At 72.1% G+C, this 24,737-nt stretch carries 19 protein-coding genes; 8 read left to right on the top strand and 11 right to left on the bottom strand.

Annotated features, from left to right (window positions below):
- Positions 1 to 28: 28 nt before the first annotated feature.
- The gene (locus tag SH922_RS13610) at positions 29 to 1,093 is read left to right on the top strand and encodes a LacI family DNA-binding transcriptional regulator (protein ID WP_393058223.1); all 1,065 of its coding nucleotides are present in this window, start codon (positions 29 to 31) and stop codon (positions 1,091 to 1,093) included.
- An 81-nt stretch (positions 1,094 to 1,174) separates the two neighbouring features.
- Entirely contained in the window at positions 1,175 to 1,963 is a 789-nt protein-coding gene (locus tag SH922_RS13615) for a sugar phosphate isomerase/epimerase family protein (protein ID WP_393058224.1), read from the top strand.
- On the opposite strand, the gene SH922_RS13620 is transcribed toward SH922_RS13615, so the two are convergent.
- Positions 1,960 to 2,868 (bottom strand): EamA family transporter, encoded by a 909-nt coding sequence (locus tag SH922_RS13620; protein WP_393058225.1) that lies wholly within the window; start codon positions 2,866 to 2,868, stop codon positions 1,960 to 1,962. The two genes, SH922_RS13615 and SH922_RS13620, sit on opposite strands and share 4 nt — an antisense overlap.
- A 100-nt stretch (positions 2,869 to 2,968) precedes the next feature.
- On the opposite strand from SH922_RS13620, the gene SH922_RS13625 reads away from it, so the two are divergent.
- Positions 2,969 to 3,880, top strand: coding sequence for a LysR substrate-binding domain-containing protein (locus SH922_RS13625; RefSeq protein ID WP_393058226.1), 912 nt, complete (start codon positions 2,969 to 2,971; stop codon positions 3,878 to 3,880).
- A gap of 12 nt (positions 3,881 to 3,892) precedes the next feature.
- Here SH922_RS13625 and SH922_RS13630 read toward each other — a convergent pair whose 3' ends face one another.
- Complete coding sequence (locus tag SH922_RS13630) at positions 3,893 to 5,020, bottom strand: hypothetical protein (RefSeq protein ID WP_393058227.1); 1,128 nt, start codon at positions 5,018 to 5,020, stop codon at positions 3,893 to 3,895.
- A gap of 206 nt (positions 5,021 to 5,226) precedes the next feature.
- On the opposite strand from SH922_RS13630, the gene SH922_RS13635 reads away from it, so the two are divergent.
- Positions 5,227 to 7,077 carry a glycoside hydrolase family 3 protein gene (locus tag SH922_RS13635; protein WP_393058228.1) on the top strand — a complete coding sequence of 617 codons (1,851 nt, stop codon included), beginning with the start codon at positions 5,227 to 5,229 and terminating at the stop codon, positions 7,075 to 7,077.
- A 56-nt stretch (positions 7,078 to 7,133) separates the two neighbouring features.
- Here the strand turns inward: SH922_RS13635 and SH922_RS13640 are convergent, their stop codons facing one another.
- Together SH922_RS13640 and SH922_RS13645 are read right to left on the bottom strand one after the other, a co-directional pair.
- The gene (locus SH922_RS13640) at positions 7,134 to 8,609 is read right to left on the bottom strand and encodes a S28 family serine protease (RefSeq protein WP_393058229.1); all 1,476 of its coding nucleotides are present in this window, start codon (positions 8,607 to 8,609) and stop codon (positions 7,134 to 7,136) included.
- Positions 8,610 to 8,707: 98 nt separating this feature from the next.
- Positions 8,708 to 9,124 carry a hypothetical protein gene (locus SH922_RS13645; RefSeq protein WP_393058230.1) on the bottom strand — a complete coding sequence of 139 codons (417 nt, stop codon included), beginning with the start codon at positions 9,122 to 9,124 and terminating at the stop codon, positions 8,708 to 8,710.
- Positions 9,125 to 9,309: 185 nt separating this feature from the next.
- Between SH922_RS13645 and SH922_RS13650 the strand changes: the two genes are divergently transcribed.
- Positions 9,310 to 9,804 carry a hypothetical protein gene (locus SH922_RS13650; RefSeq protein WP_393058231.1) on the top strand — a complete coding sequence of 165 codons (495 nt, stop codon included), beginning with the start codon at positions 9,310 to 9,312 and terminating at the stop codon, positions 9,802 to 9,804.
- A gap of 27 nt (positions 9,805 to 9,831) precedes the next feature.
- On the opposite strand, the gene SH922_RS13655 is transcribed toward SH922_RS13650, so the two are convergent.
- The gene (locus tag SH922_RS13655; RefSeq protein ID WP_393058232.1) at positions 9,832 to 13,572 is read right to left on the bottom strand and encodes an ABC transporter ATP-binding protein; all 3,741 of its coding nucleotides are present in this window, start codon (positions 13,570 to 13,572) and stop codon (positions 9,832 to 9,834) included.
- Between the two features lie 148 nt (positions 13,573 to 13,720).
- Complete coding sequence (locus SH922_RS13660; protein ID WP_393058233.1) at positions 13,721 to 15,178, bottom strand: MFS transporter; 1,458 nt, start codon at positions 15,176 to 15,178, stop codon at positions 13,721 to 13,723.
- A 179-nt stretch (positions 15,179 to 15,357) separates the two neighbouring features.
- Here SH922_RS13660 and SH922_RS13665 point away from each other — a divergent pair, with 179 nt between their 5' ends.
- Entirely contained in the window at positions 15,358 to 16,029 is a 672-nt protein-coding gene (locus tag SH922_RS13665; RefSeq protein ID WP_393063557.1) for a TetR/AcrR family transcriptional regulator, read from the top strand.
- A 181-nt stretch (positions 16,030 to 16,210) separates the two neighbouring features.
- Here the strand turns inward: SH922_RS13665 and SH922_RS13670 are convergent, their stop codons facing one another.
- Together SH922_RS13670 and speB are read right to left on the bottom strand one after the other, a co-directional pair.
- A complete protein-coding gene (locus SH922_RS13670; RefSeq protein ID WP_393058234.1) occupies positions 16,211 to 17,896 on the bottom strand; it encodes a thiamine pyrophosphate-binding protein in 1,686 nt (561 codons plus the stop codon).
- Positions 17,893 to 18,861 (bottom strand): agmatinase, encoded by a 969-nt coding sequence (gene speB, locus SH922_RS13675; protein ID WP_393058235.1) that lies wholly within the window; start codon positions 18,859 to 18,861, stop codon positions 17,893 to 17,895. Before speB ends, SH922_RS13670 begins: the two co-directional genes overlap by 4 nt.
- A gap of 175 nt (positions 18,862 to 19,036) precedes the next feature.
- Between speB and SH922_RS13680 the strand changes: the two genes are divergently transcribed.
- A complete protein-coding gene (locus SH922_RS13680) occupies positions 19,037 to 20,512 on the top strand; it encodes a PucR family transcriptional regulator (RefSeq protein ID WP_393058236.1) in 1,476 nt (491 codons plus the stop codon).
- Between the two features lie 74 nt (positions 20,513 to 20,586).
- The gene (locus tag SH922_RS13685) at positions 20,587 to 21,546 is read left to right on the top strand and encodes an SDR family NAD(P)-dependent oxidoreductase (RefSeq protein WP_393058237.1); all 960 of its coding nucleotides are present in this window, start codon (positions 20,587 to 20,589) and stop codon (positions 21,544 to 21,546) included.
- 378 nt (positions 21,547 to 21,924) lie between these two features.
- Here SH922_RS13685 and SH922_RS13690 read toward each other — a convergent pair whose 3' ends face one another.
- From SH922_RS13690 to SH922_RS13700, 3 genes are all read right to left on the bottom strand, one after another.
- Complete coding sequence (locus SH922_RS13690) at positions 21,925 to 22,341, bottom strand: hypothetical protein (protein WP_393058238.1); 417 nt, start codon at positions 22,339 to 22,341, stop codon at positions 21,925 to 21,927.
- A 248-nt stretch (positions 22,342 to 22,589) separates the two neighbouring features.
- Entirely contained in the window at positions 22,590 to 24,104 is a 1,515-nt protein-coding gene (locus tag SH922_RS13695) for an MDR family MFS transporter (RefSeq protein WP_393058239.1), read from the bottom strand.
- A 27-nt stretch (positions 24,105 to 24,131) separates the two neighbouring features.
- The gene (locus tag SH922_RS13700) at positions 24,132 to 24,728 is read right to left on the bottom strand and encodes an NADPH-dependent FMN reductase (RefSeq protein WP_393058240.1); all 597 of its coding nucleotides are present in this window, start codon (positions 24,726 to 24,728) and stop codon (positions 24,132 to 24,134) included.
- Positions 24,729 to 24,737 lie beyond the last annotated feature (9 nt).

The following is a 24,737-nucleotide window of genomic DNA, read 5'->3' on the forward strand; positions in this document are numbered from 1 at the left end:
CCCCCTCATCACTCCTCGGAGGAATGCGATGACAGTCACCCTGGCGGACGTGGCGGCTCGCGCCCGGGTGTCCCCGGCCACCGTCTCCCGCGTGCTGAACGGCAACTACCCGGTGGCTGCGTCCACCCGGGAGCGGGTCCTGCGTGCGGTGGACGACCTGGACTACGTGCTCAACGGGCCCGCGAGTTCGCTCGCGGCGGCCACGTCCGACCTGATCGGGATCCTGGTCAACGACATCGCCGACCCGTTCTTCGGGATCATGGCGGGCGCGGCCCAGACGGAGATCGGCGGTCCGGGCGACGGATCGGGCCGGGCGGGCGGCGAGAAGCTCGCGATCGTCTGCAACACCGGCGGCACCCCGGAACGCGAACTCACCTACCTGACCCTGCTCCAGCGCCAGCGCGCCGCCGCGGTCGTCCTCACCGGCGGCGCGGTCGAGGACCCGGCCCACCAGGCCGCGATGTCCGCGAAGCTGGCGAAACTCGCGGACGCGGGGACCCGGGTGGTGCTGTGCGGGCGGCCCCCGCTGCCGGACAACGCCTCCGTGGTGGCCGCACTGGCCTTCGACAACCGGGGCGGGGGCCGGCGCCTCACCGAGCATCTCCTCTCGCTGGGCCACCGCGACATCGGCTACGTCGCGGGCCCCGTCGAACGCACCACGACCCGCCACCGGCTGGAGGGCCACCGCGACGCGATGAAGGCCGTGGGGCTCGTCGGCGACGAGGAGCGGCTCACCGTGCACGGCTCCTACGACCGCAGGTCCGGCTACGACGCCACGCTCGAACTCCTGCGCCGCGAACCGGAGATCACGGCCGTCGTCGCGGCGAACGACACCGTCGCCCTGGGCGCAGCAGCGGCGATCCGCGACCGCGGGCTGCGCATCCCCGAGGACATCTCGGTGGCGGGCTTCGACGACCTGCCGTTCTCGGTGGACGTGGTCCCGGCCCTGACGACCGTACGGCTGCCGCTCGTCGAGGCGGGGGCCCGGGCGGGCCGGCTGGCGACCGGCAAGGAGGCCCCGCCGCCGGGCGGCATCGCGACGATCGCCGCGGAGCTGATGGTCCGCGGGTCAACGGCGGCGCCCCGGGGGTGAGTCATCCCGGGACCGGGGTACGCGCCGGATGTGCCCCGGTCCGTACGGTGAGGGGCACGTACCGACGGAAGGGACACGCACGTGAAGCTCGCTTTCTCCACTCTCGGGGTGCCGGGACTGCCGGTATCCGACGTCGTCCGGCTGGCCGCCGAGCACGGCTACCAGGGGGTGGAGCTGCGCGCCCACCTCGAGGAGCCGGTGCATCCCGGGCTCTCGAAGGCCGAACGGGCCGATGTGGCCGATGAGTTCAAGCGGGGCGGGGTCGAGATCCTGACCGTGGCCGGCTATGTACGGGCCGCCGCCGCGGGAGACGACCAGCCGGTGCTGGACGAGCTCGCCGGCCTGATCGAGCTGGCCCATGACCTGGGCGCGCACCATGTCCGGGTCTTCCCGGGCGGCGGCGACCAGGACCCGGCCGTGGCCGACGCGACCGCCGCGCGCCGGCTGGCCGCCGCCGCCCCGTACGCCGCCGACATGGGCGTACGCGTCCTGCTGGAGACCCACGACTCGCACCGCGCGGGGGCCGATGTGGCCCGGGTGGCCGGCACGGTGGGGCACGGGAGCATCGGCGCGTTGTGGGACATCATGCACACCTGGCTGGCGGGCGAGGAGCCGGTGGCGAGCCATGCGGTGCTGGCCCCGCACCTCGGGTACGTACAGGTGAAGGACATCGCCTCGGCCGAGGACACCACGCCGGTGGCCCTGGGGGCGGGGGTGCTGCCGCTGCGGGCATGCCTGGACACGCTGGACGCGGACAGCTGGGTCTGCTGGGAGTACGAGAAGCGCTGGCACCCGCAGGCCGCGGAGCTGCCCGGACTGCTGAGCGCGGGGCGCGAGCACCTGCTGCGGCTGGGTGCGCCGAAGAGTTAGAGCGGCACGGGGGCCGGCTCCGGTGTCTCCGGAGCCGCGGCCCGGGTCCGCCGCGCCCCCGCGAGCGAGGTCAGGGCCACCCCGCCGACCAGCAGCGCCGCCGCACACCACCGCAGCGGGCTCACCGACTCGCCGAGCAGCAGCGCGGCCGACGACATCCCGAAGACCGGCACGAGCAGGGTGAACGGGGCCACGGACGAGGCCTGGTAGCGGCTCAGCAGGAAGCCCCAGGCCCCGAAGCCGAAGATCGTGACGATCCAGGCGACGTAGAGGATGATTCCGGCGCCGCTCCAGTCGAGCGCGGCGAGCGCGTCCCGGTCGCGGTCCCAGCCCTCGAAGAGCAGGGAGAGGCCGAGCAGCGGCAGGACGGGCACGGTCGAGACCCAGACCATGAAGTTGAGTGAGTCGGGCGGGGCGGCCCTGCGGGTCAGGACGTTCGACACACCCCAGCAGGCCGCCGCGGCGATCACCAGGACGAACGCGAGCACGGGCCCGCTCGCCCCCTCGTCGACGGCCGCCACCCCGATACCGGCGAGGGCCACCACCATCCCCAGCACCCGCACTCGCCCCGGCCGTTCACCCAGCACGAGCGCCGCGAGGATCGCGGTGAAGACCGCCTGCACCTGAAGGACCAGGGAGGAGAGTCCGGCACCCATGCCCCGGTCCATGCCGATGAAGAGCAAGCCGAACTTGGCCACGCCAAGCGCCAGCCCCACCCCCACGATCCACTTCCACGCGACCTTCGGCCGGCCGACGAAGAAGACCGCGGGCAGCGCCGCGACCAGGAAGCGCAGGGCGGAGAAGAGCAGCGGGGGGAAGTGGTCGAGCCCGAGCTCGATGACGACGAAGTTGACGCCCCAGAGGGCGGCCACCAGGACGGCCAGGGCGATGTGGAGAGGACGCATGCACCGAGGATCGCGTGCGCGGACCATGTAGCACCAGCGCGGATTTCTTCATGGTGGAATTGAGTATCACTAATGATTCCCGAGGATCCCGGAGGCTCCGGTGCTCGATCTCGCCCGGCTGCGCGCGCTGCACGCCATCTCCGTCCACGGCTCCGTCGCGGGCGCCGCCGCCGCGCTCGGCTACACCCCGTCGGCGGTCTCGCAGCAGATCACCAAGCTGGAGCGGGAGACCCGCACGACCCTGCTGGAGCGCCGCGGCCGCGGGGTCGCACTGACCGAGGAGGCGGTACATCTGGCCTCCGCCGCCCAGGAGTTGCTGGCGATCGTGGAGCGCGCCGAGACCTCGCTGGAGGAGCGCCGGGGGCTGCCGACGGGGCGGCTGTCGATCGGCGCGTTCGCCTCGGCGGCGCGCGGGCTGCTGCCCGGGGTGCTGGCGGAGCTGGACCGTGAGCACCCGAAGCTCGACGTGCGGCTGACCGAGGTCGACCCGCACCTCTCGGTGGACCTGGTGGCCAAGGGCGTGATCGACCTGGCCGTCGCGCACGACTGGGACATCGCCCCGCTGCCCGCTCCGGAGGGCGTGGCGCAGGCGGTGATCGGGGACGACCGGTGCGACCTGCTGGTGCCCGCGGGCCACCGGCTGGCGGGCAGCCGGGACGGGGTGCGGCGCGAGGAGCTGGCGAAGGAGCGGTGGATCTGCCAGCCGCCTGGGACGGTCTGCCACGACTGGCTCGTACGGACGCTGCGCACGGCGGGGTACGAGCCGGACATCCGCCACCAGGCCGAGGAGAACCACACCCAACTCGCCCTGCTCGCCGCAGGTCTCGGAGTGGCGATGATCCCCCGACTGGGCCGCGGACCGCTGCCGGAGGGGGTGGTGGCGGTGCGGATCGATCCCGTACCGGTGCGGCGGCTGTACGCGCTGTGGCGTACGGAGGCGGCGCGCCGTCCGGCGATCACGGCGGCCGTCTCGGCACTTCAGGCGCACGGGGCGGGTGTGGGGCTGCACTGAGGACTGTCCCGCTCAGATCGCGCCCGACTCCCTGAGACGAACCAGCGCGGCCGCGCTGCGCGGGTCGCTGTCCGTGCAGAGGTCCAGGAAGCGCTCGGCGTCCTCGGCGGCGAATCCGCGGAGCACGTACTGCTCCGCAAGGTCCACGGCCCACGGAGCGAGGTCGGTCGGCTCCCGCCTCGCTTCGCAGAGCCAAGAGAACATCCAGCCGGCGAGCCATGCGCCGATTCGGATGGCCCACCGCTCGGCAGAGCCCTCACCATCGGACTCCAGGCCCATGAGTTCAGCCTCACGGCGCACTTCGGCCATGCGCTCCCGGGTGACATTCCGCGGATACGGCATGAGTTCCCGCAACAGGGTCCTCACGTCGATCCAGTCGGGCCTCTCCTCCTCGTCCTCGTCCCCCACTCCCGTCATCTCGGGCGGTGGCTCGGGTACAGCCGGCCGCCGGGCCGGGAGAAGCGCTTCCAGGGCAGCACGGACAGCGGCGGCGTTCTCCGGATTGCACGCGATCACACCCGGCGCATCAGTACCGGCTTTCCAGGCATCGGCCAGGTTGCGTACCGCCGGAGGCAGCAGTGGTGTCTCGCCCCCCTGGGGCTGTCGGCCCAGCGCACTGTGGCGCGGCCTGCGCAGCATCATGAGCCATTCGCGGACAACCTGCCGGTCGGCACGGTCCACCGTGTCATCGACCACGAGACGCAGCAGTGCCGCCTCACCGTGCGGCGCGCCCAGCCCGTACAACAAGCGCACCCCGGCGAACGCGTACAGGTTCATCCGCACCCAACGCTCAGCCAGCGCGGCAGCCGAGGCGGGTTCTCGCAGCCCGGTCTCCTTCAGCCTCCCGCCCAGGGAATCCAGCAGATGCTGCACTGCGGACATCCAGCGTTCCCGCTCACGCCCCTGCGCGAAGAGACGTTCCTGCTCCTGAGTGAGCGGCGCGTGCGGTTCGGGGACCTCCGTGCGCTGGTACTGCTCCCACAGATCGTCCGCCCAGTGGGCCGGTCTGATGCGCAGCACACACTCTTCGGCCTCTGCACGCTCGTACAACTCCCACAGCTCGTCCGTCCATTCGGCCGGCGGTGGCTCGTACGCGTCGAGCACTGCCGCCAAGGCCTTCAGATCCGACTGTTCGTCCATCGCGGGCCCCCTCGCGCAACCTCGGACACTCCCCCGAGGTCGGGTTCGCAGTTCAGGGTGCCACCGCTCGGCACGCCCCCGACACCTCCGGACGCGCTCAAATCGGTCCGCACCCTTGACCGGAAGTTATTTTCTGGATATCCGTGATCCTTGGCAGTTTCTTTCACCACCCCTCGTCACCACCTAGTACGGCCGAAGGAGCTCACGTGCACGACCGCACCTCCAGACGCACCCTCCTCACCGCCACCGCAGCCACCGCTGTCGCGGCGGCTGCGGGCATGGCAGTCGCCCCCGGCGCCGTCGCCGCCCAGAAGCCCGCAAGCAGCAGCCACACCTCCGCCGCCACCACACAGCGGCTGAAGCGGCTCATCTCCCGGATGAGCCTGGAGGAGAAGGTCGGCCAGCTCTTCGTCATGCGGGTCTACGGGCACTCCGCGACCGAGCCCGACCAGGCGGACATCGACGCCAACCTCGCCGAGATCGGGGTGCGCACCGCCGCCGAGATGATCGCCAAGTACCACGTGGGCGGCATCATCTACTTCGCGTGGGCGCACAACACCCGTGACCCGCACCAGATCGCCGATCTCTCCAACGGCATCCAGCGGGCCGGCCTGGCGGGCGCCAATCGCCTGCCGCTCCTCATCTCCACCGACCAGGAGCACGGCATCGTGTGCCGGGTCGGCGAGCCCGCCACGCTGATGCCGGGCGCGATGGCGCTGGGCGCGGGCGGTTCGCGCTCCGACGCGCGACGGGCCGGGCAGATCGCGGGCGCCGAACTGGCCGCGATCGGCATCCGGCAGAACTACGCCCCGGACGCGGACGTCAACGTCAACCCGGCCAACCCGGTGATCGGCGTCCGTTCCTTCGGCTCCGACCCGCAGTCCGTGGCCGGGATGGTCGCCGCCCAGGTGAAGGGGTACCAGAGCGCCGGGATCGCGTCCACGGCCAAGCACTTCCCGGGCCATGGCGACACCAGCACCGACAGCCACACCGGCCTGCCGGTGATCAGCCACACCCGCGAGCAGTGGGCCGAGCTGGACGAGCCGCCGTTCCGGGCGGCGATCGCCGCGGGCATCGACTCGATCATGACGGCGCACATCGTGGTGCCCGCGCTCGACCCGGCCGAGGACCCGGCGACGCTGTCCAAGCCGATCCTCACCGGGATCCTGCGCGAGGAGCTCGGCTACGACGGCGTCGTGGTCACCGACTCCCTCGGCATGGAGGGCGTACGGACGAAGTACGGCGACGAGCGGGTGCCGGTGCTGGCCCTCCAGGCGGGCGTCGACCAGTTGCTCAACCCGCCCAGCCTGGACGTCTCCTGGAACGCCCTCCTGGCGGCCGTGAAGAGCGGCGAGGTCAGCGAGGCCCGCCTCGACGAATCGATCCTGCGCATCCTGCGGCTGAAGACGAAGCTGGGTCTGTTCGACGACCCGTTCGTCAGCCACCAGGGTGTGGACCGTACCGTCGGCACCCGGTCGCACCTCGCCACCGCCGACCGGATCGCGGAGCACACCACCACGCTGCTGGCCAACGACGGTGCGCTGCTGCCGCTGTCGCGCCGCTCGCACAAGAACCTGCTGGTGGTGGGCGCCGATCCGGCCTCACCGTCCGGTACGACGGGGCCGCCGACCACCACCCTGGCCGGAGAGTTCAACGAGCTGGGGTACACGGCGACCGCCCTGTCCACCGGCACCACGCCGACGCGGGCGAACATCGACGCGGCGGTGGCGGCCGCGCAGGGCAAGGACGCGGTGATCGTGGGGACGTACAACGTCACGGCGACGAGTTCACAGCGGACCCTGGTGAGCGAGCTGGCGGCGACCGGCGTCCCGGTGATCACGGTCGCGATCCGCAACCCGTACGACATCGCCCGGCTGGCCGGGACCGGATACGCGGCGAGCCTGGCCTCGTACTCCTGGACCGACGTCGAACTGCGGGCGGCGGCCCGGGTGATCGCGGGCCGGGCAGAGCCGGAGGGGAGGCTCCCGGTGCCGGTGCAGCGCGCGGACGACCCCTCGCAGGTGCTGTACCCGGTGGGCTACGGGCTGACGTACTAGACGGTTCCCGCGCCGGCGGCGGCCCATGAACGGGCCGCCGCCGGCGCGGGGCGCCGTTACGGGCGCCTGGTGCCGAGCCGGTGCTCGGTCGTCAGGTCCTTCTTGTCGAGCCGCGCGTCGAACTTCGCGAGCGGCTTGGCCTTCGCCGGGTCGGCCTGGACGGCGGCCGGGGCGACGCCCGCCCAGCGCAGGATGGCGGCGGTGGCGGTGGCGTTCTCCGCCGAGGCCAGACCGGCGACGTTCGAACCGTGGTTGCCGCCGGGCACCGTGAAGACATAGCTGTCACGGGCGCCCGCACCGAGCCGGAAGCGCTCGGCGCCCCACGGGTCGTTCTGCCCGTACACGTACAGCATGTGGCTGGCGTGGTGCTTCACCCAGGTGTCGACGTCGCGCATCACCGAGGGCTGGAACTTCATCGGGATGGAGCTCGGCACGAAGTTGCGCGGCGGCTGGTAGCCGTAACGGCTGAGCCCGCCGAGCCAGGGCTGCTTGATGTCGGGCGACCCGAGCTGGGTGCCGGCCTGGTAGTAGTACGGCGTGTAGTTCGCCAGGCCCTGGTCCGCGTAGGCGGAGAAGCCGGAGATCGAGTCGATCGAGTCCCAGATCGCCTGGTCGGTCGCGCTCTCGGCGTCGGCCGGGATGGTGTCGCAGTCGGCGAGCAGGCTGTACTGCCAGTACGCCCAGATGTAGTCCATGACGACGGCCTCGTAGGCCTTGTCGAGGCTGCCGACGGTGGTGAAGGTGTAGCCGTTGTCGGCGGCGTACTGCTCGTACTTCTTCTCCAGCGGCTCCCGGCGGACCAGCGCCTCGCGCTGCACGCCCTCCAGCTTGTCGCGGCACTCCTTGGTGCCGACGGTGGCGAAGAACCGGTCGTACGCCGAGTCCTCCTTGTTGACCACGTCGTTGGGAGCGACGTACGCGACGACGCCGTCCATGTCCTTCGGGTAGAAGCGCTCGAAGTAGGTCGCGGTCATACCGCCCTTGGAACCGCCGGTGGTCAGCCAGTTCTTGGAGTAGATCCCCTTCAGCGCGGTGAAGACCCGGTGCTGGTCACTGGCCGCCTGCCAGATGTCGAGCTTGGACCAGTCGGCGGGCGACGGGCGCGACGGGGTGAAGAACCGGTACTCCAGCGAGACCTGGTTGCCGTCGATGATGCGGGTCGGCTCCGAGCGGCTGGGGTTGGTGGAGACGTTGTAGCCGCTGGTGAAGAACACCGTCGGGCGGGAGGTGTCCTTGTGCAGCAGGGTGATGCGCTGCTGGAACGTTCCCTTGGACGGGTGCCGGTGGTCGACCGGCTGCGTGTAGTTGAGTACGAAGTAGCGGTATCCCGCGTACGGCTTCTCCTCGATGAGACTCATTCCCGGGATGGCCAGGATGCGGTCCTTGATGTCCGTGCTCGTGCCACTGTCACTGACGGCGGAACGGACCGCGGCCGGCTCTGCGGCGGTGGCCGCCCCGGCCGAGGCACCCGTCGCACTCACTGTGCCGATGAGCACCGCCAGCGACAGGAACCCTCTGAGCGCCTTACGCATTCACCCTCCCCATGATTCACAACAGACGTCGTGAACCTAGCGGGGCGATACCCGTACCACCAGCCCCTGTTGCCCGGGCATGTGCTCGTGTCACCCGGTCAGCACAGGATCCAGCCCGTCGTCCCGGTCTTCCCCGCGATCGTGCCCGAGGCCCGGACGCAGCGGTTCAGCGCGTGGACGGTCACCGGTCCGGCCTGCTGGGTGAAGGAGCCGCTGTCGACGACGGGCCGGCCGCCGCGGGGCTGGACCTGTACGGACATCCGGCGGCGCTTGCCGGGCTTGGCCGCGACGGCGGTGGCGCAGACGTAGGCGCGGGTCCGGTAGACGCGCAGCTCTCCCGTCGCGAACTTCACCGTCTTCGCGGGCCGTCCGGCACAGACCGAGGCGGCATCGGCACTGCTCGCCTCCACGCCGCCGACGACGAGCCCGAGGGCGGTCGCCAGAGCAAGGGCGAGCAGGCGGAACGGGACCCCGCGTACCGAGCGCCCGCCATGTCCTTCAGTCCCTGTGGTCACCAGCAACCCCATCACCTCATCGAACGCCCGCGCCCCTATCCGACACCTGGACGCGCACACGTGTACGTGCGTACGACGCGGGAGGCCATCCGGAGGTTGCACCCGGCGCGGTCCGCATTCCGCGCAGCCGGATCGGCACACGATGGGCCCAACAGGACAGAGCCGCACGAAAGGCAGGAACCGCTATGACCCCACTCCGCACCGCCGGGCGCCCCCGTGGCCGGCGCGTCATCGGCCGCACGCTGCTCGCCGCCGCCCTCCTGACCGCGGTGGCCGCCGTCCCGGCCGCCGCCGTCACTCGGGGCGCACCGACCGCGGCGACGGCCCGCAGCGCACTCGCGGCCCCGGCGTACCAGCAGGTCGCCGACTTCTACGGCGCGTACATCGACGCGGTCGCCACCGAGGGCGGCGGCGGACTGGCCACCTCGCTGCGGGACTTCTACCTGACGTCCGGCCTGCGCGCCGAGCTGCGCGACTGGGAGGCGGCCAACCACGCCGATGGTGTGCTGCGCGCCCAGAACACCCCGGCGGCCTTCCGGGTCACCGCGGGCGACAGCGGCGCCGGCCACACCTGGTCGACGGTCCGGCTCACCTGGGGGTCGGCGACCGACCCCACGTACACGTATCTGAAGGTGCAGTCGGACCTGACGACCGGAAAGATCTCCGGCATCCGCGAGTAGCACCGAACCCGCCGCAGGGCCTGCGGTTCACACTCCCGCGGGCTCGTCCTCCCCTATGAAGGTGCGCCACAGCACGGCGTAGTGCCCGTCCCGGGCGAGGAGTTCGTCGTGGGTGCCGTCCTCGACGACCCGGCCGTGGTCCATCACCACGACCCGGTCGGCGCGGGCGGCGGTGGTGAGGCGGTGGGCGACGACGAGGGTGGTGCGCCGGCCCGCGAGGCGGTCGGTCGCCTGGTTGACCAGGGCCTCGCTGGCGAGGTCCAGGGACGCGGTGGCCTCGTCGAGCAGCAGGATGTCGGGGTCGACGAGCTCGGCGCGGGCGAGCGCGATCAGCTGGCGCTGGCCGGCCGAGAGGTTGCGGCCCCGTTCGGCGACCTCGTGGAGGTAGCCGCCGTCCAGGGTGGCGATCATGTCGTGCGCGCCGACCGCCCTGGCTGCCGCCTCCACCTCGGCGTCGGTGGCCTCCGGCCGCCCGTACGCGATGGCGTCACGCACCGTACCGGCGAAGAGGTACGCCTCCTGCGGTACGACCCCGAGCCGGTGCCGGTACGCGGTGAGGCCGAGGTCGCGCAGATCGGTGCCGTCCGCGGTGACCCGGCCGCCCGTCGGGTCGTAGAACCGGGCGACGAGCTTGACGAGGGTGGACTTGCCCGCGCCGGTCTCGCCGACGAACGCGACCGTCTGCCCGGCCGGGATGTGCAGGTCGATTCCGGTGAGCGCGGCCTCCTCGCCGCCGTACGCGAAGGACACGTCCTCGAACGCGATCTCGCCGCGCAACGACAGCACGTCCAGCGGTTCGTCCCGGTCGTTGGTGGACGTCGGCTCCTGGAGGAGTTCCTGGATGCGGCCGAGGGAGACGGTGGCCTGCTGGTAGCCGTCGAAGACCTGCGAGAGCTGCTGCACGGGCGCGAAGAACAGGTCGATGTAGAGCAGGTAGGCGACCAGCGCACCGGTGGTGAGCGTGCCGTTGTCGACCCGGCCCGCGCCGACGATCAGTACGGCGGCGGCGGCCACCGCCGACAGCAGCTGCACGAACGGGAAGTACACGGAGATCAGCCACTGGCCGCGGACCCGGGCCTCGCGGTAGTGGTCGCTGCGCGCGGCGAACCGGGCGGCGCCGTCCCGCTCGCGGCGGAAGGCCTGCACGATGCGGAGGCCGGAGACGGACTCCTGGAGGTCGGCGTTGACGACGCTGATGCGCTCACGGGCCAGCTCGTACGCCTTGACGCTCTTGCGGCGGAAGAAGAACGTGCCGACGACGAGGACCGGCAGCGTCGCGAAGACGACCAGGGCCAGCTCCACGTCGAGGACCAGCAGCGCGACCATGATGCCGAAGAACGTGACGACGGAGACGAACGCCGTGACCAGACCGGTCTGGAGGAACGTGGACAGGGCGTCCACGTCGGTCGTCATCCGGGTCATGATCCGGCCGGTCAGTTCGCGCTCGTAGTAGTCCAGGCCGAGGCGCTGGAGCTGCGCGAAGATCTTCAGCCGCAGCGAGTAGAGCACCCGCTCGCCGGTGCGGCCCGTCATCCGGGTCTCGCCGACCTGGGCCGCCCACTGCACGAGCACGACGAGGAGGCCGAACGCGGAGGCGGTCCAGACCGCGCCGAGCGCCAGCTGGGTGACTCCCTCGTCGATGCCGTTCCTGATCAGCACCGGCAGCAGCAGTCCCGCCCCGGCGTCCACGGCCACCAGCGCCAGGCTCACCAGCAGCGGCAGTCCGAAGCCACGCAGCAGCCGGCGGAGTCCGTAGGACTTCTCCGCGTGCACGGCGCGGGCCTCGTCGACATCCGGGGTGTCGGTCGCCGGGGGCAGGGCCTCGACCTGGGCGAGGAGCTCGGGGGTGGCGGGTGTGCCGGCCGCGTCGGTCTCGCGCTCCTCCTCCTTGCGGACCCACAGCTCGGGGGTGATGCCGCGCTCGGCGTCGTATTCCGCGTCGATCTCCTCCTGGAGTGCGCGGTCCCCGGCCCGGTCGGTGGCGGCGCCCCTGGGCAGATGGCCGGGCGAGGTGCCGCCCAGCTCGTCCGGGTCGGTGAGCAGGCGCCGGTAGAGCGCGGAGCGGCGCTCCAGCTCCTCGTGGGTGCCGATGTCGGCGAGCCGTCCGTCCTCCAGGACGGCGATCCGGTCCGCGAGGTTGAGCGTGGAGCGGCGGTGGGCTATCAGCAGGGTCGTGCGGCCGGCCATGACCTGCCGCAGCGCCTCGTGGATCTCGTGCTCGACGCGGGCGTCGACGGCTGAGGTGGCGTCGTCGAGGAGGAGCAGCCGGGGGTCGGTGAGGATGGCGCGGGCGAGTGCGACGCGCTGGCGCTGGCCGCCGGAGAGGGTGAGCCCGTGCTCGCCGACCTTGGTGTCGTAGCCGGCGGGGAGCTCGGCGATGAACCGGTCGGCCTGGGCGGAGCGGGCGGCCTGCTCGATCTGTTCGTCGGTGGCGCCGGGGAGTCCGTAGGCGATGTTGGCGCGGATGGTGTCGGAGAACAGGAAGCTGTCCTCCGGTACGAGTCCGATGGCGGCCCGCAGCGAGTCGAGGGTCAGTTCGCGCACGTCGTGTCCGCCGACGAGGACGGCGCCGTGCGTCACGTCGTAGAACCGGGGCAGCAGCAGCGAGACGGTGGACTTGCCGCTGCCGGACGCGCCGACGACGGCGACGGTCTCGCCGGGCTCGATGGTCAGCGAGAAGCCGTCGAGGACGGGGCGGTCCTCGTCATAGCCGAAGCGCACGTCGTCGAACTCGACGCTGGCCGGGGCGTCGGCGGGGAGCTCCTTGGTGCCGTCCTGCAGGGACGGCTCGGTGTCGATCAGTTCCAGTACGCGCTCCACACCGGCGCGGGCCTGCTGGCCCACGGTGAGGACCATGGCGAGCATCCGGACGGGGCCGACGAGCTGGGCGAGGTAGGTGGAGAACGCGACGAACGTACCGAGGGTGATCTCGCCGCGGGTGGCGAGCCAGCCGCCGAGGGCCAGCATCGCGACCTGGCCGAGCGCGGGGACGGCCTGGAGGGCGGGGGTGTAACGGGAGTTCAGCCGGATGGTGCGCAGCCGGCCGGCGAAGAGTCGGCGCCCGACCTCGCGCAGCTTGCCGGTCTCCTGTTCCTCCTGCCCGAAGCCCTTGACGACGCGGACGCCGGAGACGGCCCCGTCGACGACTCCGGCGACGGCCGCGGCCTGCGACTGGGCGTACCAGGTGGCAGGGAAGAGGCGGGTGCGGGAGCGGCGGGCGATGAACCAGAGGGCGGGGGCGACGGCGACGGCGACGAGGGTCAGCAGCGGCGAGAGCCACGCCATGATCACCAGGGAGATGAGGAAGAGCAGGATGTTCCCGATGGTCATCGGGAGCATGAACAGCAGCCCCTGGATCAGCTGGAGGTCGCTGGTGGCGCGGCCGACGACCTGCCCGGTGGAGAGCTCGTCCTGGCGCCTGCCGTCGAGGCGGGTGATCGTCCCGTACATCTCGGTCCGCAGGTCGTGCTGGACGTCGAGGGCGAGCCGGCCGCCGTAGTAGCGGCGGATGTAGGTGGAGACGTACACGAGCGCGGCCGCGACGATCAGCAGTCCGGTCCAGACGGCCAGGGACCGGGTGTGACCGACGACCACGTCGTCGATGATCACCTTGGTGACCAGCGGGACGAGGGCCATCACCGCCATGCCGCCGAGCGACGAGCCGAGCGCCAGCAGCACGTTGCGCCGGTAGCGCCAGGCGTAACCGCACAGCCTCCGTGCCCAGCCGCCCGGCTGCCCGCCGCTCCCTTGCTCCCCTGCGTCCGACACCCGGTGCCTCCCGATCTTCCTGCTCCGACGCAAGGCACCAACGCGGGGTGCTGCGGATTTCATCCCTCCGCAACAAATACGGGACCTTGGGCGTAGGTCCCCGGCCCCATGCGGGCGCGACGGGGCGGCGCGCGGCGGTCCGGACGTCTCAGTGGGGTTCCTCGGCGACGCGGGAGTCGGTGAGGGTGAGTGCACCGCCGGCCGCGATCAGGCCGACGACGACGGCCAGCACCGCGTAGGTGATCCGCTCGCCGTGGAAGAACGAGGCCACCAGGGCGTCGCTCCAGGTGCCCGCGGGCAGCTGCGTCGTGACCAGCGCGGCGATCAGGGTGCCGACCACGGCGGTGCCGATGCTGCTTCCGACCTCCTGGGCGGTGTCGTTGAGCGCCGTGCCGATCGACGTGCGGTTGGACGGCATCGCGTCGACGAGCGCGATGGCGCAGATCGTCATGACGGTGCGCAGCCCGATCGTCATCACGACCATGCAGACCGCGATGACGCCGTACCCGTGGTCGACCCCCCAGGACAGTCCGGCCAGGGAGCCGGCCAGGCAGGCCGCGCCGACCAGGCAGGCGATGCGGTGGCCGAACCGTGCCGCGAGCCATTCGGACAGGGGGGTCGCGGCGATCATGGTCACGATGAGCGGCAGGTTCGCCAGACCGGCCCGTACGGGGCTCCACCCGTAGGCGTACTGGAAGTGGAGGATCAGGCCGAACATCACGGCGGCCATCGCGATCGCCGTGCCGATCTGCGCGATGGCGGCGCCGCGGACGGTGCCGTCGGAGAAGAGGCGGAGGTCCAGCATGGGCGATGCGCTGCGGCGCTCGTGCCACACGAACGCGATCCCGGCGGCAAGGGCGCCGAGGAGCGAGGCGAGGGTGGTCCCGGAGAGCCAGCCGTGCTCGACGCCACTGGTCAGCGAGTAGCAGGCGAGGCCTATGGTGGCGACGCTCAGGGCGGCGCCCGGCAGGTCGAGCTTGTCGCGGGTCAGGTCCTGCGGCCGGTCGGCCGGGACGCCGCGCCGGACGCCGATGGCCGCGATCAGGGCGATCGGGGCGTTGACGAGCAGGAGCCACTGCCACCGCACGTGGGCCAGGGCGGTGCCGCCGAGCAGTGGGCCGAGGACGAAGCCGGACATGCCGACGATGATCATCAGGGTCATGGCGCGCATCCGCAGCGCCTTGTCGTCGAACAGCCGGAAGACCAGCGAGTTGGTGATGGGGGCCATCGCCGCCGCGGCGATGCCGAGGCCGGCCCGCAGGGTGATGAGCTCCCCCGCGGTGGAGACCGCGGCGACGCCCAGGCTCAACAGGCCGAACACCGCCAGGCCGACCAGCAGCACGCGCCGGCGCCCGAGCCGGTCGGCCATCGATCCCGCCGTCAGCAGCAGGCCGCCGAACGTCAGCGAGTACGCGCCGGTGACCCACTGCAGCGCGGTCGTGCCGCCGCCGAGGTCCCGGCCGATCGTGGGCAGCGCGATCGAGAGCAGCGTGTTGTCGACCATCTCGACGAAGAAGGCCAGACAGAGCGCGGCCAGGGGTATCCATGCGGCGCGCAGGGACGGATAGGTGCGTGGCGCGGTGGGCGCGGTGGCAGTGGTGGTCATGGCGGGCCTCCTTTCGGAACGCCGCCGACTATCGAACGACGTTCTACAATGGAACGTGGTTCGACCATAGAACGTGGTTCGATAAATATGCAAGCTGTGATTGGATGGGCTCCATGACAGGCCCGCGACCACGACCCGCCGATCGCCCTTCCCGGGGACGTCAGCGTGGGTCGCACTCGATCGAGGCCGTACTCACCGCGGCCGTGGCCCTGCTCGACGAAGCGGGCGCACCGGCGCTGACTCTCCGCGCCCTCGCGGCCCGGCTCGGCACCGGCGTCGGCAGCATCTACTGGTACGTCTCGGGCAAGGACGATCTGCTCGACCGCGCCATCGACCACGTGCTCGGCGGGGTGCTGGCCGCAGTCGAGGGGCAGGAGGACAGCGGCGACCCGATCGACGACCTGCGCGTGATGGCCGTCACCCTGTTCGACGCGGTCGTGGACCGGCCGTGGCTGGGTGCGCACTTCATGCGCAACATCGACGTCGAGGGCAACGCGTTGCGGCTCTACGAGGAGCTGGGGCAGCGGACGCTCCGACTCGACCTCACGCCGCGGCAGCGGTTCCACGCCGTGACGGCGATCGTGGGTGTCGTGGTCGCCAACGCCGCCGACCTGGGGCAGGAGCCGCCCCAGGAGGTGGTCGACGGCCTCGTGGACCGCGACGAGTTCCTCGGCCGCTACGCCGCGACATGGCGTGCGCTCGACGCCGGGAGCTATCCGTTCGTGCACGACATCGTCGACGAGTTCGACGGGCACGACGACAAGGAGCAGTTCCTCGCCGTGCTGGAGCTGACCCTGACGGGCCTCCGCCTTCAGGCCGAGGCGGGCCGTCGTCTTCGGGCCGGGTCCTGATACCGGGACGACCGTCCCGGTCCGGAACCGGGCTCCTTGAGCGCGGCGGTGACGTCCTTCGACAGCCGGCCGGCGAGTCCGGCCCCGGCGCACCCTCCGGAGTCGACCCGTGGACGGCCGGAAAGCCGTACGCAAGAGTGCCCGGGCCCTGAGGGTCCCGGGCACTTCCGCGAGACGGCCCTTAGAGGTGCGTCGGCTCGAACATCCGCAGCAGTGCCGGGAGCACGACGACCGAGGGGCCGGGCGCGGCGAGGGACTTGGCCAGGTCGTCGGCGAGCGTCTCGGGGCTCGTACGGACCGCGGGTACGCCGAAGGACTCGGCGAGGGCGACGAAGTCCGGGCGGGACAGTTCCGTCGCGCTGGTCTCGCCGAAGGCGTCGGTCATGTATTCGCGCAGGATGCCGTAGCCGCCGTCGTCGACGATCAGCCAGGTGACCGGGAGGTCGTACTGGCGGGCGGTGGCGAGTTCCGCGATCGAGTACATCGCGCCGCCGTCGCCGGAGACCGCGAGGACCGGCTTCGTCACGTCGGCGGCGGCCGCGCCGATGGCCGCAGGGAAGGCGTAGCCGAGGCCGCCGGAGCCCTGGGCGGAGTGCATGGTGTTGGGGTGGCGGGCGTCGAAGGCGGCCCAGGCCCAGTAGGCGAGGATCGTCATGTCCCAGAAGCTGGGGGACGTGTCGGGCAGGGCGGCCCGGATCCCGGCGACGAGGTGCTGTTCCAGGGTCAGTTCCTGGGCGGCGATCCGGTCCCGTACCCGGCCGAGCACCGCTGTGACGCGCTCGGCGGCGGCCGGGTCCTCGCGCGGGGTGACCGCTTCGAGGAGGTCGGAGAGGGCGTCGCGGGCATCGGCGTGGATGCCGAGGGCCGGGTGGTTGGACTCCAGCTTCCCGGCATCGGCCTCGATCTGCACGACCCGGCCACGCGGGGCGAACGTGTAGTAGTTCGAGGAGAGCTCGCCCAGGCCGGAGCCGACGACGAGCAGGACGTCGGCGTCCTCCAGGAAGTCCGTCGTGTGCCGGTCCTCGATCCAGGACTGGAGCGAGAGCGGGTGCTCCCACGGGAAGGCGCCCTTGCCGCCGTAGGTGGTGACGACCGGCGCGCTGACCTTCTCCGCGAGGGCGCGCAGCTTGCCGGACGCGTCGGAGCGCACGACTCCGCCGCCTGCGATGATCGCCGGACGCTCCGCGTTCGACAGCAGGTGGGCCGCGACCGCGATGAGCTCGGGGCGGGCGTGCACCTCGCGCGGTGTGGCGTCCATCGCCGTGACGACGGGCAGCGTCGTTTCGGCGATGAGCACGTCCTGCGGGATCTCGATCCAGACCGGGCCGTGCGGGGCCGTGAGCGCGGACTCCCAGGCGGCGGCGATCGCGGACGGGATCTGCGAGGCGGTACGGACGGTGTGGACCGACTTCACGATGTCGCGGAACGACGCCTTCTGGTCGCGCAGCTCGTGCAGGTAGCCGTGGCGGCCGCCGCCCAGGCCCGCGGTCGGGATCTGACTGGAGATCGCCAGCACGGGGGCGGACGCGGCCGCCGCCTCCTGGAGGGCGGCGAGCGAGGTGAGCGCGCCGGGGCCTGTGGACAGGAGGAGCGGGGCGACCTCGCCGGTGATGCGCCCGTAGGCGTCGGCGGCGAAGCCCGCGTTGTTCTCGACGCGCAGGCCTACGTACGTGAGGGACGAGCGGCGCAGCGCGTCGAACATGCCCAGGGCGTGCTGCCCGGGCAGGCCGAAGACGGTGGTCGCGCCGAGGCCCTGGAGGGTCTCGACGACGAGGTCGCCGCCGTTGCGTCCGGTCGGGGGGCTCAGGGCGGCGGCGATCTGCCCGGGGGTGAGCTCGGGCCGCTCGTCGTGGTGGTCGTGGCTCACTTCTGGCGGGCCTCCGCGATCTGCCGGGTCATGATCGTCGTCAGCTCGTACGCGGTGTGCGAGGCGGCGACGGAGGTGATCTCGGCGTGATCGTACGCGGGGGCGACCTCGACCAGGTCGGCGGAGACCAGGTTGCAGGAGGACAGCCCGCGCACGATCTCCAGCAGCTCGCGGGAGGTGAGGCCGCCGGCCTCGGGGGTGCCGGTGCCGGGGGCGTGTGCCGGGTCCAGCACGTCGATGTCGATGGAGATGTAGAGCGGCCGGTCGCCGATGCGCTGACGCAGCTGGTCGGCGATCTCGTCGACACCACGCCGCATCACGTCGGCGGAGGTGACGATGCCGAAGCCCATCTTGGCGTCGTCGGTGAGGTCCTGCTTGCCGTACAGCGGGCCGCGGGTGCCGACGTGGGAGAGCGCGGAGGTGTCGAGGATGCCTTCCTCGACGGCCCGGCGGAACGGGGTGCCGTGGGTGTACTCGGCGCCGAAGTAGGTGTCCCACGTGTCGAGGTGTGCGTCGAAGTGGAGGAGTGCGACGGGTCCGTGCTTCTTGGCGACGGAGCGCAGCAGCGGCAGCGCGATGGTGTGGTCGCCGCCGAGCGTCATCAGCCGGGCGCCGGTGCCGAGGAGATCGTCGGCCGCGGCCTCGATCGTCTCGACGGCCTCGTTGATGTTGAAGGGGTTGGCGGCGATGTCCCCGGCGTCGGCGACCTGCGCGAGGGCGAACGGCGAGGCGTCCTGTGCCGGGTTGTACGGGCGGAGCAGCCGCGAGGCCTCCCGGATCGCGTTGCCGCCGAAGCGGGCGCCGGGCCGGTAGGAGACACCCGAGTCGAAGGGCACACCGACGACGGCGACGTCCGTCGTCCCGACCTCGTCGAGGCGGGGCAGCCGGGCGAACGTCGCGGGCCCGGCGTACCGCGGGACGCGGGAGGAGTCGACGGGGCCGCGCGGCGCTTCGTTGCTGCTCATGAGGTGGGGGCCTTTCCTTCGGTTCCTTCGGTGACGCGCTGTTTCGAGTGTGCCGGATCCCTCGCAACGGCACGGAAACAGGCATACGGGTCCGCTGACGACGCTAGGCGGCGGGGCGGCAACCCTGAAGTGTATGTTTCATCCATTCTTGCCTCGCCGAACGGATGAAACATCCATGCCCCACGCCCCCGCGGGACCGCCCACCCCGCCCGACGCCCCCGCGGGACCGCCCACCCCGCCCGTTCCGCTGGCCGGGCTGCTGGCCCTGGAGGAGCTCGGGCTGCGCAGGATCGCGGGGCCGGCCGATGCCGAGCTGCTGTGGGTGCACACCTCGGAGATGGCGGACCCGTACCCGTATCTCCTCGGCGGTGAGCTGCTGCTGAGCGCCGGGGTGCTGCTCACGGACCCGGACACCTATGTGGCCCGGCTGGTGGAGGCGGGGGCGGCGGCGCTCGGTTTCGGGGTGCGGCCGGTGCACGACACGGTGCCACCGGAGCTGGTGGCGGCGTGCGACCGCCATGGGCTGCCGCTGGTGGAGGTGCCGCCCGGGACCCCGTTCACCGCGATCGCGCGGGCGGTCTGGGCGCTGATGGCCGAGGCCCGCCACCGTGAGCTGCGCCGGGTGACCCGTGCCCAGCAGGCGCTGGCGACGGCGGCGGCCCGCCCGGACCCGGTTCCCGCGGTGCTGCACCAGCTGGCGGTCCGGCTGTCGGGGCGGGCCGCCCTGCTGACGGCCGAGGGCGAGGAGCTCCACGCGGCGGGCCGGCCGCCGTCCCCGCAGGTGCGGGCGGCGCTGGCCAGGCTCTCCCGGGTGGTCGCCCCGTCCGTCCGCCCCGCCCCCGCATCGGCCACCGACACCGCGGGCGCCGCCCACCTGTCGGCGTACGCGCTGGGCGGCGGGCAGGGACTCGCCCTGACCCTGGCGACGGACCACCGCGAGCCGGGCGACCACACCATCGCCGGGGTCGCGGTCGTCCTGCTCTCCCTGCTGGCCGCCCCACACCAGGGCGCCGACGAGGCCGGCCGCTCGGCGGCACTGGTCCGGCTGCTCCTGGGCGCGGACCCGGCGGACGTCGCGCCGCTGCTGGGCGGCGACGGGCGGTGGACGGTGGTGCACGCGCGCCGCAGCGGCGGCGAAGCGGTGGACCCGCTCGCGGCGGGCGCACTCGGCGCCGCCCTGGGCTCGGCGCTCGTGGACGCGGGCCGGGGCGCCGAGGCGGTACGGGTCCTGGTCCCCGGCGGTGACCGGATCACCCAGCAGCCGGGCTGGACGCTCGGTGCCTCGGCCCCCGCCCCGGCCGACGCCCTGGACGCCGCCGACACCCAGGCAGCGCGGGCACTCGGCCGGGCGGAGGCGACCCGCACCCCGCTGGCCGTGGACACGCCGGTCACCGGTCTCGCCGCCCTGCTCCCGCCCGGCCCGGCGGCCGCTCACGCCCGTGCTCTCCTCGCCCCGCTCACCGCGCCGCTCGCCGAGACCCTGCGCTGCTGGCTCTCCCTGCACGGCAGCTGGGACCGTACGGCGGTGGCCCTGTCCGTCCACCGCAACACCGTCCGTCAACGCATCGCGCGGTGCGCGGTGTTGCTGGGCGTGGACCTGGACGACATGGACGTACGTACGGAGTTGTGGCTCGCCCTTCGGCAGGAGTGAGCCGCGGCCCGCGCGGCCGCTGGCCGCCAACCGCCCTTGACTTAGAGTGCGTTCCAGCATCTAGCGTCCCCCTCATGACGACACCTCAGCACAAGATCGGATCGGGCTTCGGCGCCCGCAGCACCGCGGAAGACGTCCTGAGCGGGATCGATCTGTCCGGCAGCACCGCGATCGTCACCGGTGGTTACTCGGGGCTCGGCCTGGAGGCAACCCGTGCACTGGCGGCTGCCGGAGCCCGCGTCGTCGTCCCCGCCCGGCGACGGGCGGTCGCTCAGGAGGCGGTCGAGGGCATCGACGGCGTGGAGACCGACGACCTCGACCTGGCCGACCTCGACAGCGTCCGCGGTTTCGCCGAGCGGTTCCTGGCCTCCGGGCGCGACATCGACATCGTGATCAACAACGCCGGGATCATGGCCTGCCCCGAGACACGGGTCGGCCCGGGGTGGGAGGCACAGTTCGCCATTAACCACCTCGGTCACTACGCGCTGATCAACCACCTCTGGCCGGCGATCGCCCGCGGTGGCGCGCGCGTGGTCGCCGTGTCCTCCGGTGCCCACGGCATGGGGATGCGCTGGGACGACGTGCACTTCGAGCGCGGCTACGACAGATGGGCGGCGTACGGGCAGGCGAAGGCGGCCAACGTACTGTTCGCCGTACACCTCGACGCACTCGGCCGCGACGCCGGAGTCCGGGCCTTCGCCGTGCATCCGGGCAGCATCCTCACCCCGCTCCAACGCCACCTCGCGAAGGCGGACATGGTCGACGCGGGCTGGATCGACGAGAACGGCACCCCGACCGATCCCACCTTCAAGACGCCCGGCCAGGGCGCGGCAACGCAGGTCTGGGCGGCGGCCTCTCCCCAACTGGCGGGCATGGGCGGCGTGTACTGCGAGGACTGCGACATCGCCGAGCCGGCCGCCGATGGAACGGAAGGCGGCGTGCACGCCCACTCGACCGACCCCGAACAGGCCGCCCGGCTTTGGGCGTTGTCGGCCGACCTCACGGGCGTCGACGCTTTCGCGGCGGCCCGCTGAGGGCTGCCCTGCTGCGGATGACCGCGCCGCACACGGTCCTGGCGGCCCGGTCACCGACCGGGCCGCCGTCAGGTCAGGCTCAGCACTCGGTGGGGTCCGGAGACCCGGTGGGCCCGTCGGGCCGGCCGCGAGACGTATCCCGCGCCGCCTCCGGGGACGCAGCTCTGCTCAGGGCAGCGCCGAAGGAGTACGGACACTGCACGCTGAGCCGGCGGCCTCTTTGAGCCATTCCTGTTCCGCTTCCCGTTCCGTTTCAGATTCCGCTTCCCGGGACGGCACAACGAGCAGCCGCCACCCGCTACGACGAGGAGCCCGCCCCCGCAGTGAATCCTGCGGCGACGGACTCCCCGGCGAACGGTCAGGCGGAGATGCCGTGGATCAGCACTGAGCGCTCAACGGCAGGTTGCCGCGCTTGTCGCCCGTGAAGTAGATGCCACTGGAGTAGCCCCACTTCTCGGCGGCGTAGTTGTACACCTTGATCCAGATGTTGTGCGTGACGCCCTCGGCGGTCACGGTGTCGCCGTAGGTCCAGCACAGCGCCGCGTGGTTACCCGTCCCCAGGGTCCCGATCAGGGACGATGCCGTGTGCGGACCCGTGCGATGGTTGACTCTCGCCCACACGTTGACCGTGTAGGACGCCGCCGTGGCCGACGGCGCCGCAACTGCCGCCGCCCGGCTCGTACTCACGGCCGTGTCCCCCGACGGCTGCGGAGCCGCGGTCGCGGTCCCCGCAGTCGCCGTCAGCGCCCCGGCCAGCAGCGCTCCGCCCACGATCAGGGCGCGCGGACGTGTCATGACCTTCTTCATGTGATCCCCCGTTGAAGATGCCTGTCCCGCCTCGGGCGGGACCTGTGTGGCCGCCGGTTTCCGTGGCCACCTGACACCAACAGCTTGCGTACCGAGCGGCCGGCTGCCCAGCCCATATGGCCGGATGGACCGATTCCTCCCGGCCGTACGGCTGAATCGCCACCCTTGCCGTATCGGGCACGCGACGCTATCGGATCCCCCTGCGCACGGCCGGGCGGGCGGATCCCCCGGCCTCGTCACTCCCTCCGAAGCGGGACCTCCCGCATCAGCCAGGCCGCCAGGAAGATCACGGCCCCGAGCAGCGCGGCGCCGAGCAGCACCCCGTGCAGGCCCTCGGTGACCGCTGTCCGTACCGCGTCCCGGACCTCGTCCGGCATCCCGCGCACCGCCTCGGGCGTCCAGGCCGTACCGCCTTCGGGCATACCGGCCGAGTGGACCCGGCTCGTGTACACGGCGCCGAGCACCGCGATGCCCAGCGAACTCCCGATCGTGCGGACGAGGGTGGCGGTTCCCGTGGCGGCGCCCATGTCGCGCGGCGTCGCGCTGTTGATGGTGACGAGCAGCGTGCTCTGCATCAGCAGGCCCATGCCTGCGCCCAGCACGAGAGTCAGTGCGGAGGTCGCCGCCGTGGGAGTCGTGGTGCCGGTCGTCAGCAGCGCAAGCGCGCCCACGACCGTCAGTGCACCGCCGAGGATGGGATAGGGGCGGTAGCGGCCGCCGTTGGCGAGGAGCCGCCCGATCAGGAGTTGCGCGCCGAACATCCCCGCCATCAGCGGGAGCAGCAGCATGCCACTGGCCGTCGAGGACGCGCCGCGGACGAACTGCATGTACTGCGGCAGGTAGGCGGACGCCCCGAGCATGGCGGCGCCCGCCAGGAACGTGAGCACCTGGGCGACCGTGAAGTTGCGGTCGGCGAACAGCCGGGGCGGGATGATCGGTTCGGCGGCACGCCGCTCGACCCGGGCGAACCAGGCCAGGGCGACGGCGCCGGTCACGCCTAGGCCGATGATCTGCGGTGACGACCAGGCGTACGTCGTACCGCCCCAGCTGCCCAGCAGGGTGAGGGCCAGGATGGCGGCGCAGAGCAGGCCGGCCCCCGCGTAGTCGATCTGCGCCTTGACCCGCTCGGTGTGCAGGCGCAGGCGCAGCCCGACGACGAGCAGGGCGAGCGCGCCGATCGGGACGTTGACGTAGAAGACCCAGCGCCAGTTCAGCTGGTCGGTGAGGAGGCCGCCGAGCAGCGGCCCGCCGACCAGCGCGACCGGCATCATGGCCCCGATCATCGCCTGCGAGCGGCCCGCCTGGGAGGGCGGCAGCATGACACCGATGATGGAGATCGCGCCGACCATGAGGCCGCCCGCGCCGAGTCCCTGCACGGCCCGGAAGGCGATGAGCTGGCCCATGTCCTGGGCGAGCCCGGAGAGTACGGAGCCCGCGAGGAACACCGTGATCGACCAGATGAAGCTGCCCTTGCGCCCGTACAGGTCGCCGAGCTTGCCCCAGATGGGAGTGGAGAGGGAGGCGGTCAGCAGATAGGCGGTCACCACCCAGGACAGGTGGTCGAGGCCTCCCAGGTCGCCGACGATCGTGGGCAGGGCGGTGCCGACGATCGTGCCGTCGAGCAGGCCGAGCATCAGACCGAGGAGGAGGCCGAACAGGACGAGTTTCGACGGGCCTCCGCTCTCGTCGGCGGGTGGCTCGGTGGCCTCAGGTCCTTGCCGGTCGTGCGTGTCGCTCGTGTGCTGGCTCATGGTCGCCCCGTATCCGGTGATGAGTCGTCAGGCCGCGTACGGGGCTGCGGCCCTGGCGTCCCGCAGCGCGTGCGCCCACCAGGCCAGCTGGTCCAGCAGCGCCTTGGCCGCCGCGTCGACCTGGGCGTCGTCGACGGTGCCGTCCGTACCGAACAGTCCGTAGGCGTTGTGGAAGCTGACCGTGTTGCGGATGGTCGTGGCGTTCAGCTCGGCCATGACGACGCGGAGCTGTTCCACGGCGCGCAGGCCGCCGGAGAGGCCGCCGTAGGAGACGAAGGCGATCGGCTTGGCGTGCCACTGCTCGTTGTGCCAGTCGATGGCGTTCTTCAGCGACGCGGGAAAGCTGTGGTTGTACTCCGGTGTGACGAAGACGAACGCGTCGGCTGCCGCGAGGCGCGGTGACACCAGGGCGAGGGCCTCCTCCGTACCCGGCGCCGGCGGCTGCCCGAACGCGGGCAGGACGGTGGGCAGCGGGGTCTCGGCGAGGTCCACGACATCCGTCGTCATGTCGTCGCGCTGGGACAGGTGTCCCTTCAGCCACTGGATGACGACGGGAGCGAAGCGGCCCTCGCGGGTGCTGCCGACGACGACGGCGACGCGGAGATGCGGGCGGGTGCTGGTCATGGGTCCCCC

It is taken from the genome of Streptomyces sp. LN549 (assembly GCF_043203805.1).
Classification (GTDB): Bacteria; Actinomycetota; Actinomycetes; order Streptomycetales; family Streptomycetaceae; genus Streptomyces.

What these genes read in the sequence shown, in the direction of transcription:
- SH922_RS13610 (WP_393058223.1), top strand. Translation starts at nt 29, where the DNA reads ATGACAGTCACCCTGGCGGACGTGGCGGCTCGCGCCCGGGTGTCCCCG.
- SH922_RS13620 (WP_393058225.1), bottom strand. Translation starts at nt 2,868, where the DNA reads ATGCGTCCTCTCCACATCGCCCTGGCCGTCCTGGTGGCCGCCCTCTGG.
- SH922_RS13630 (WP_393058227.1), bottom strand. Translation starts at nt 5,020, where the DNA reads ATGGACGAACAGTCGGATCTGAAGGCCTTGGCGGCAGTGCTCGACGCG.
- SH922_RS13640 (WP_393058229.1), bottom strand. Translation starts at nt 8,609, where the DNA reads ATGCGTAAGGCGCTCAGAGGGTTCCTGTCGCTGGCGGTGCTCATCGGC.
- SH922_RS13650 (WP_393058231.1), top strand. Translation starts at nt 9,310, where the DNA reads ATGACCCCACTCCGCACCGCCGGGCGCCCCCGTGGCCGGCGCGTCATC.
- SH922_RS13660 (WP_393058233.1), bottom strand. Translation starts at nt 15,178, where the DNA reads ATGACCACCACTGCCACCGCGCCCACCGCGCCACGCACCTATCCGTCC.
- speB (WP_393058235.1), bottom strand. Translation starts at nt 18,861, where the DNA reads ATGAGCAGCAACGAAGCGCCGCGCGGCCCCGTCGACTCCTCCCGCGTC.
- SH922_RS13680 (WP_393058236.1), top strand. Translation starts at nt 19,037, where the DNA reads ATGCCCCACGCCCCCGCGGGACCGCCCACCCCGCCCGACGCCCCCGCG.
- SH922_RS13685 (WP_393058237.1), top strand. Translation starts at nt 20,587, where the DNA reads ATGACGACACCTCAGCACAAGATCGGATCGGGCTTCGGCGCCCGCAGC.
- SH922_RS13690 (WP_393058238.1), bottom strand. Translation starts at nt 22,341, where the DNA reads ATGACACGTCCGCGCGCCCTGATCGTGGGCGGAGCGCTGCTGGCCGGG.
- SH922_RS13695 (WP_393058239.1), bottom strand. Translation starts at nt 24,104, where the DNA reads ATGAGCCAGCACACGAGCGACACGCACGACCGGCAAGGACCTGAGGCC.
- SH922_RS13700 (WP_393058240.1), bottom strand. Translation starts at nt 24,728, where the DNA reads ATGACCAGCACCCGCCCGCATCTCCGCGTCGCCGTCGTCGTCGGCAGC.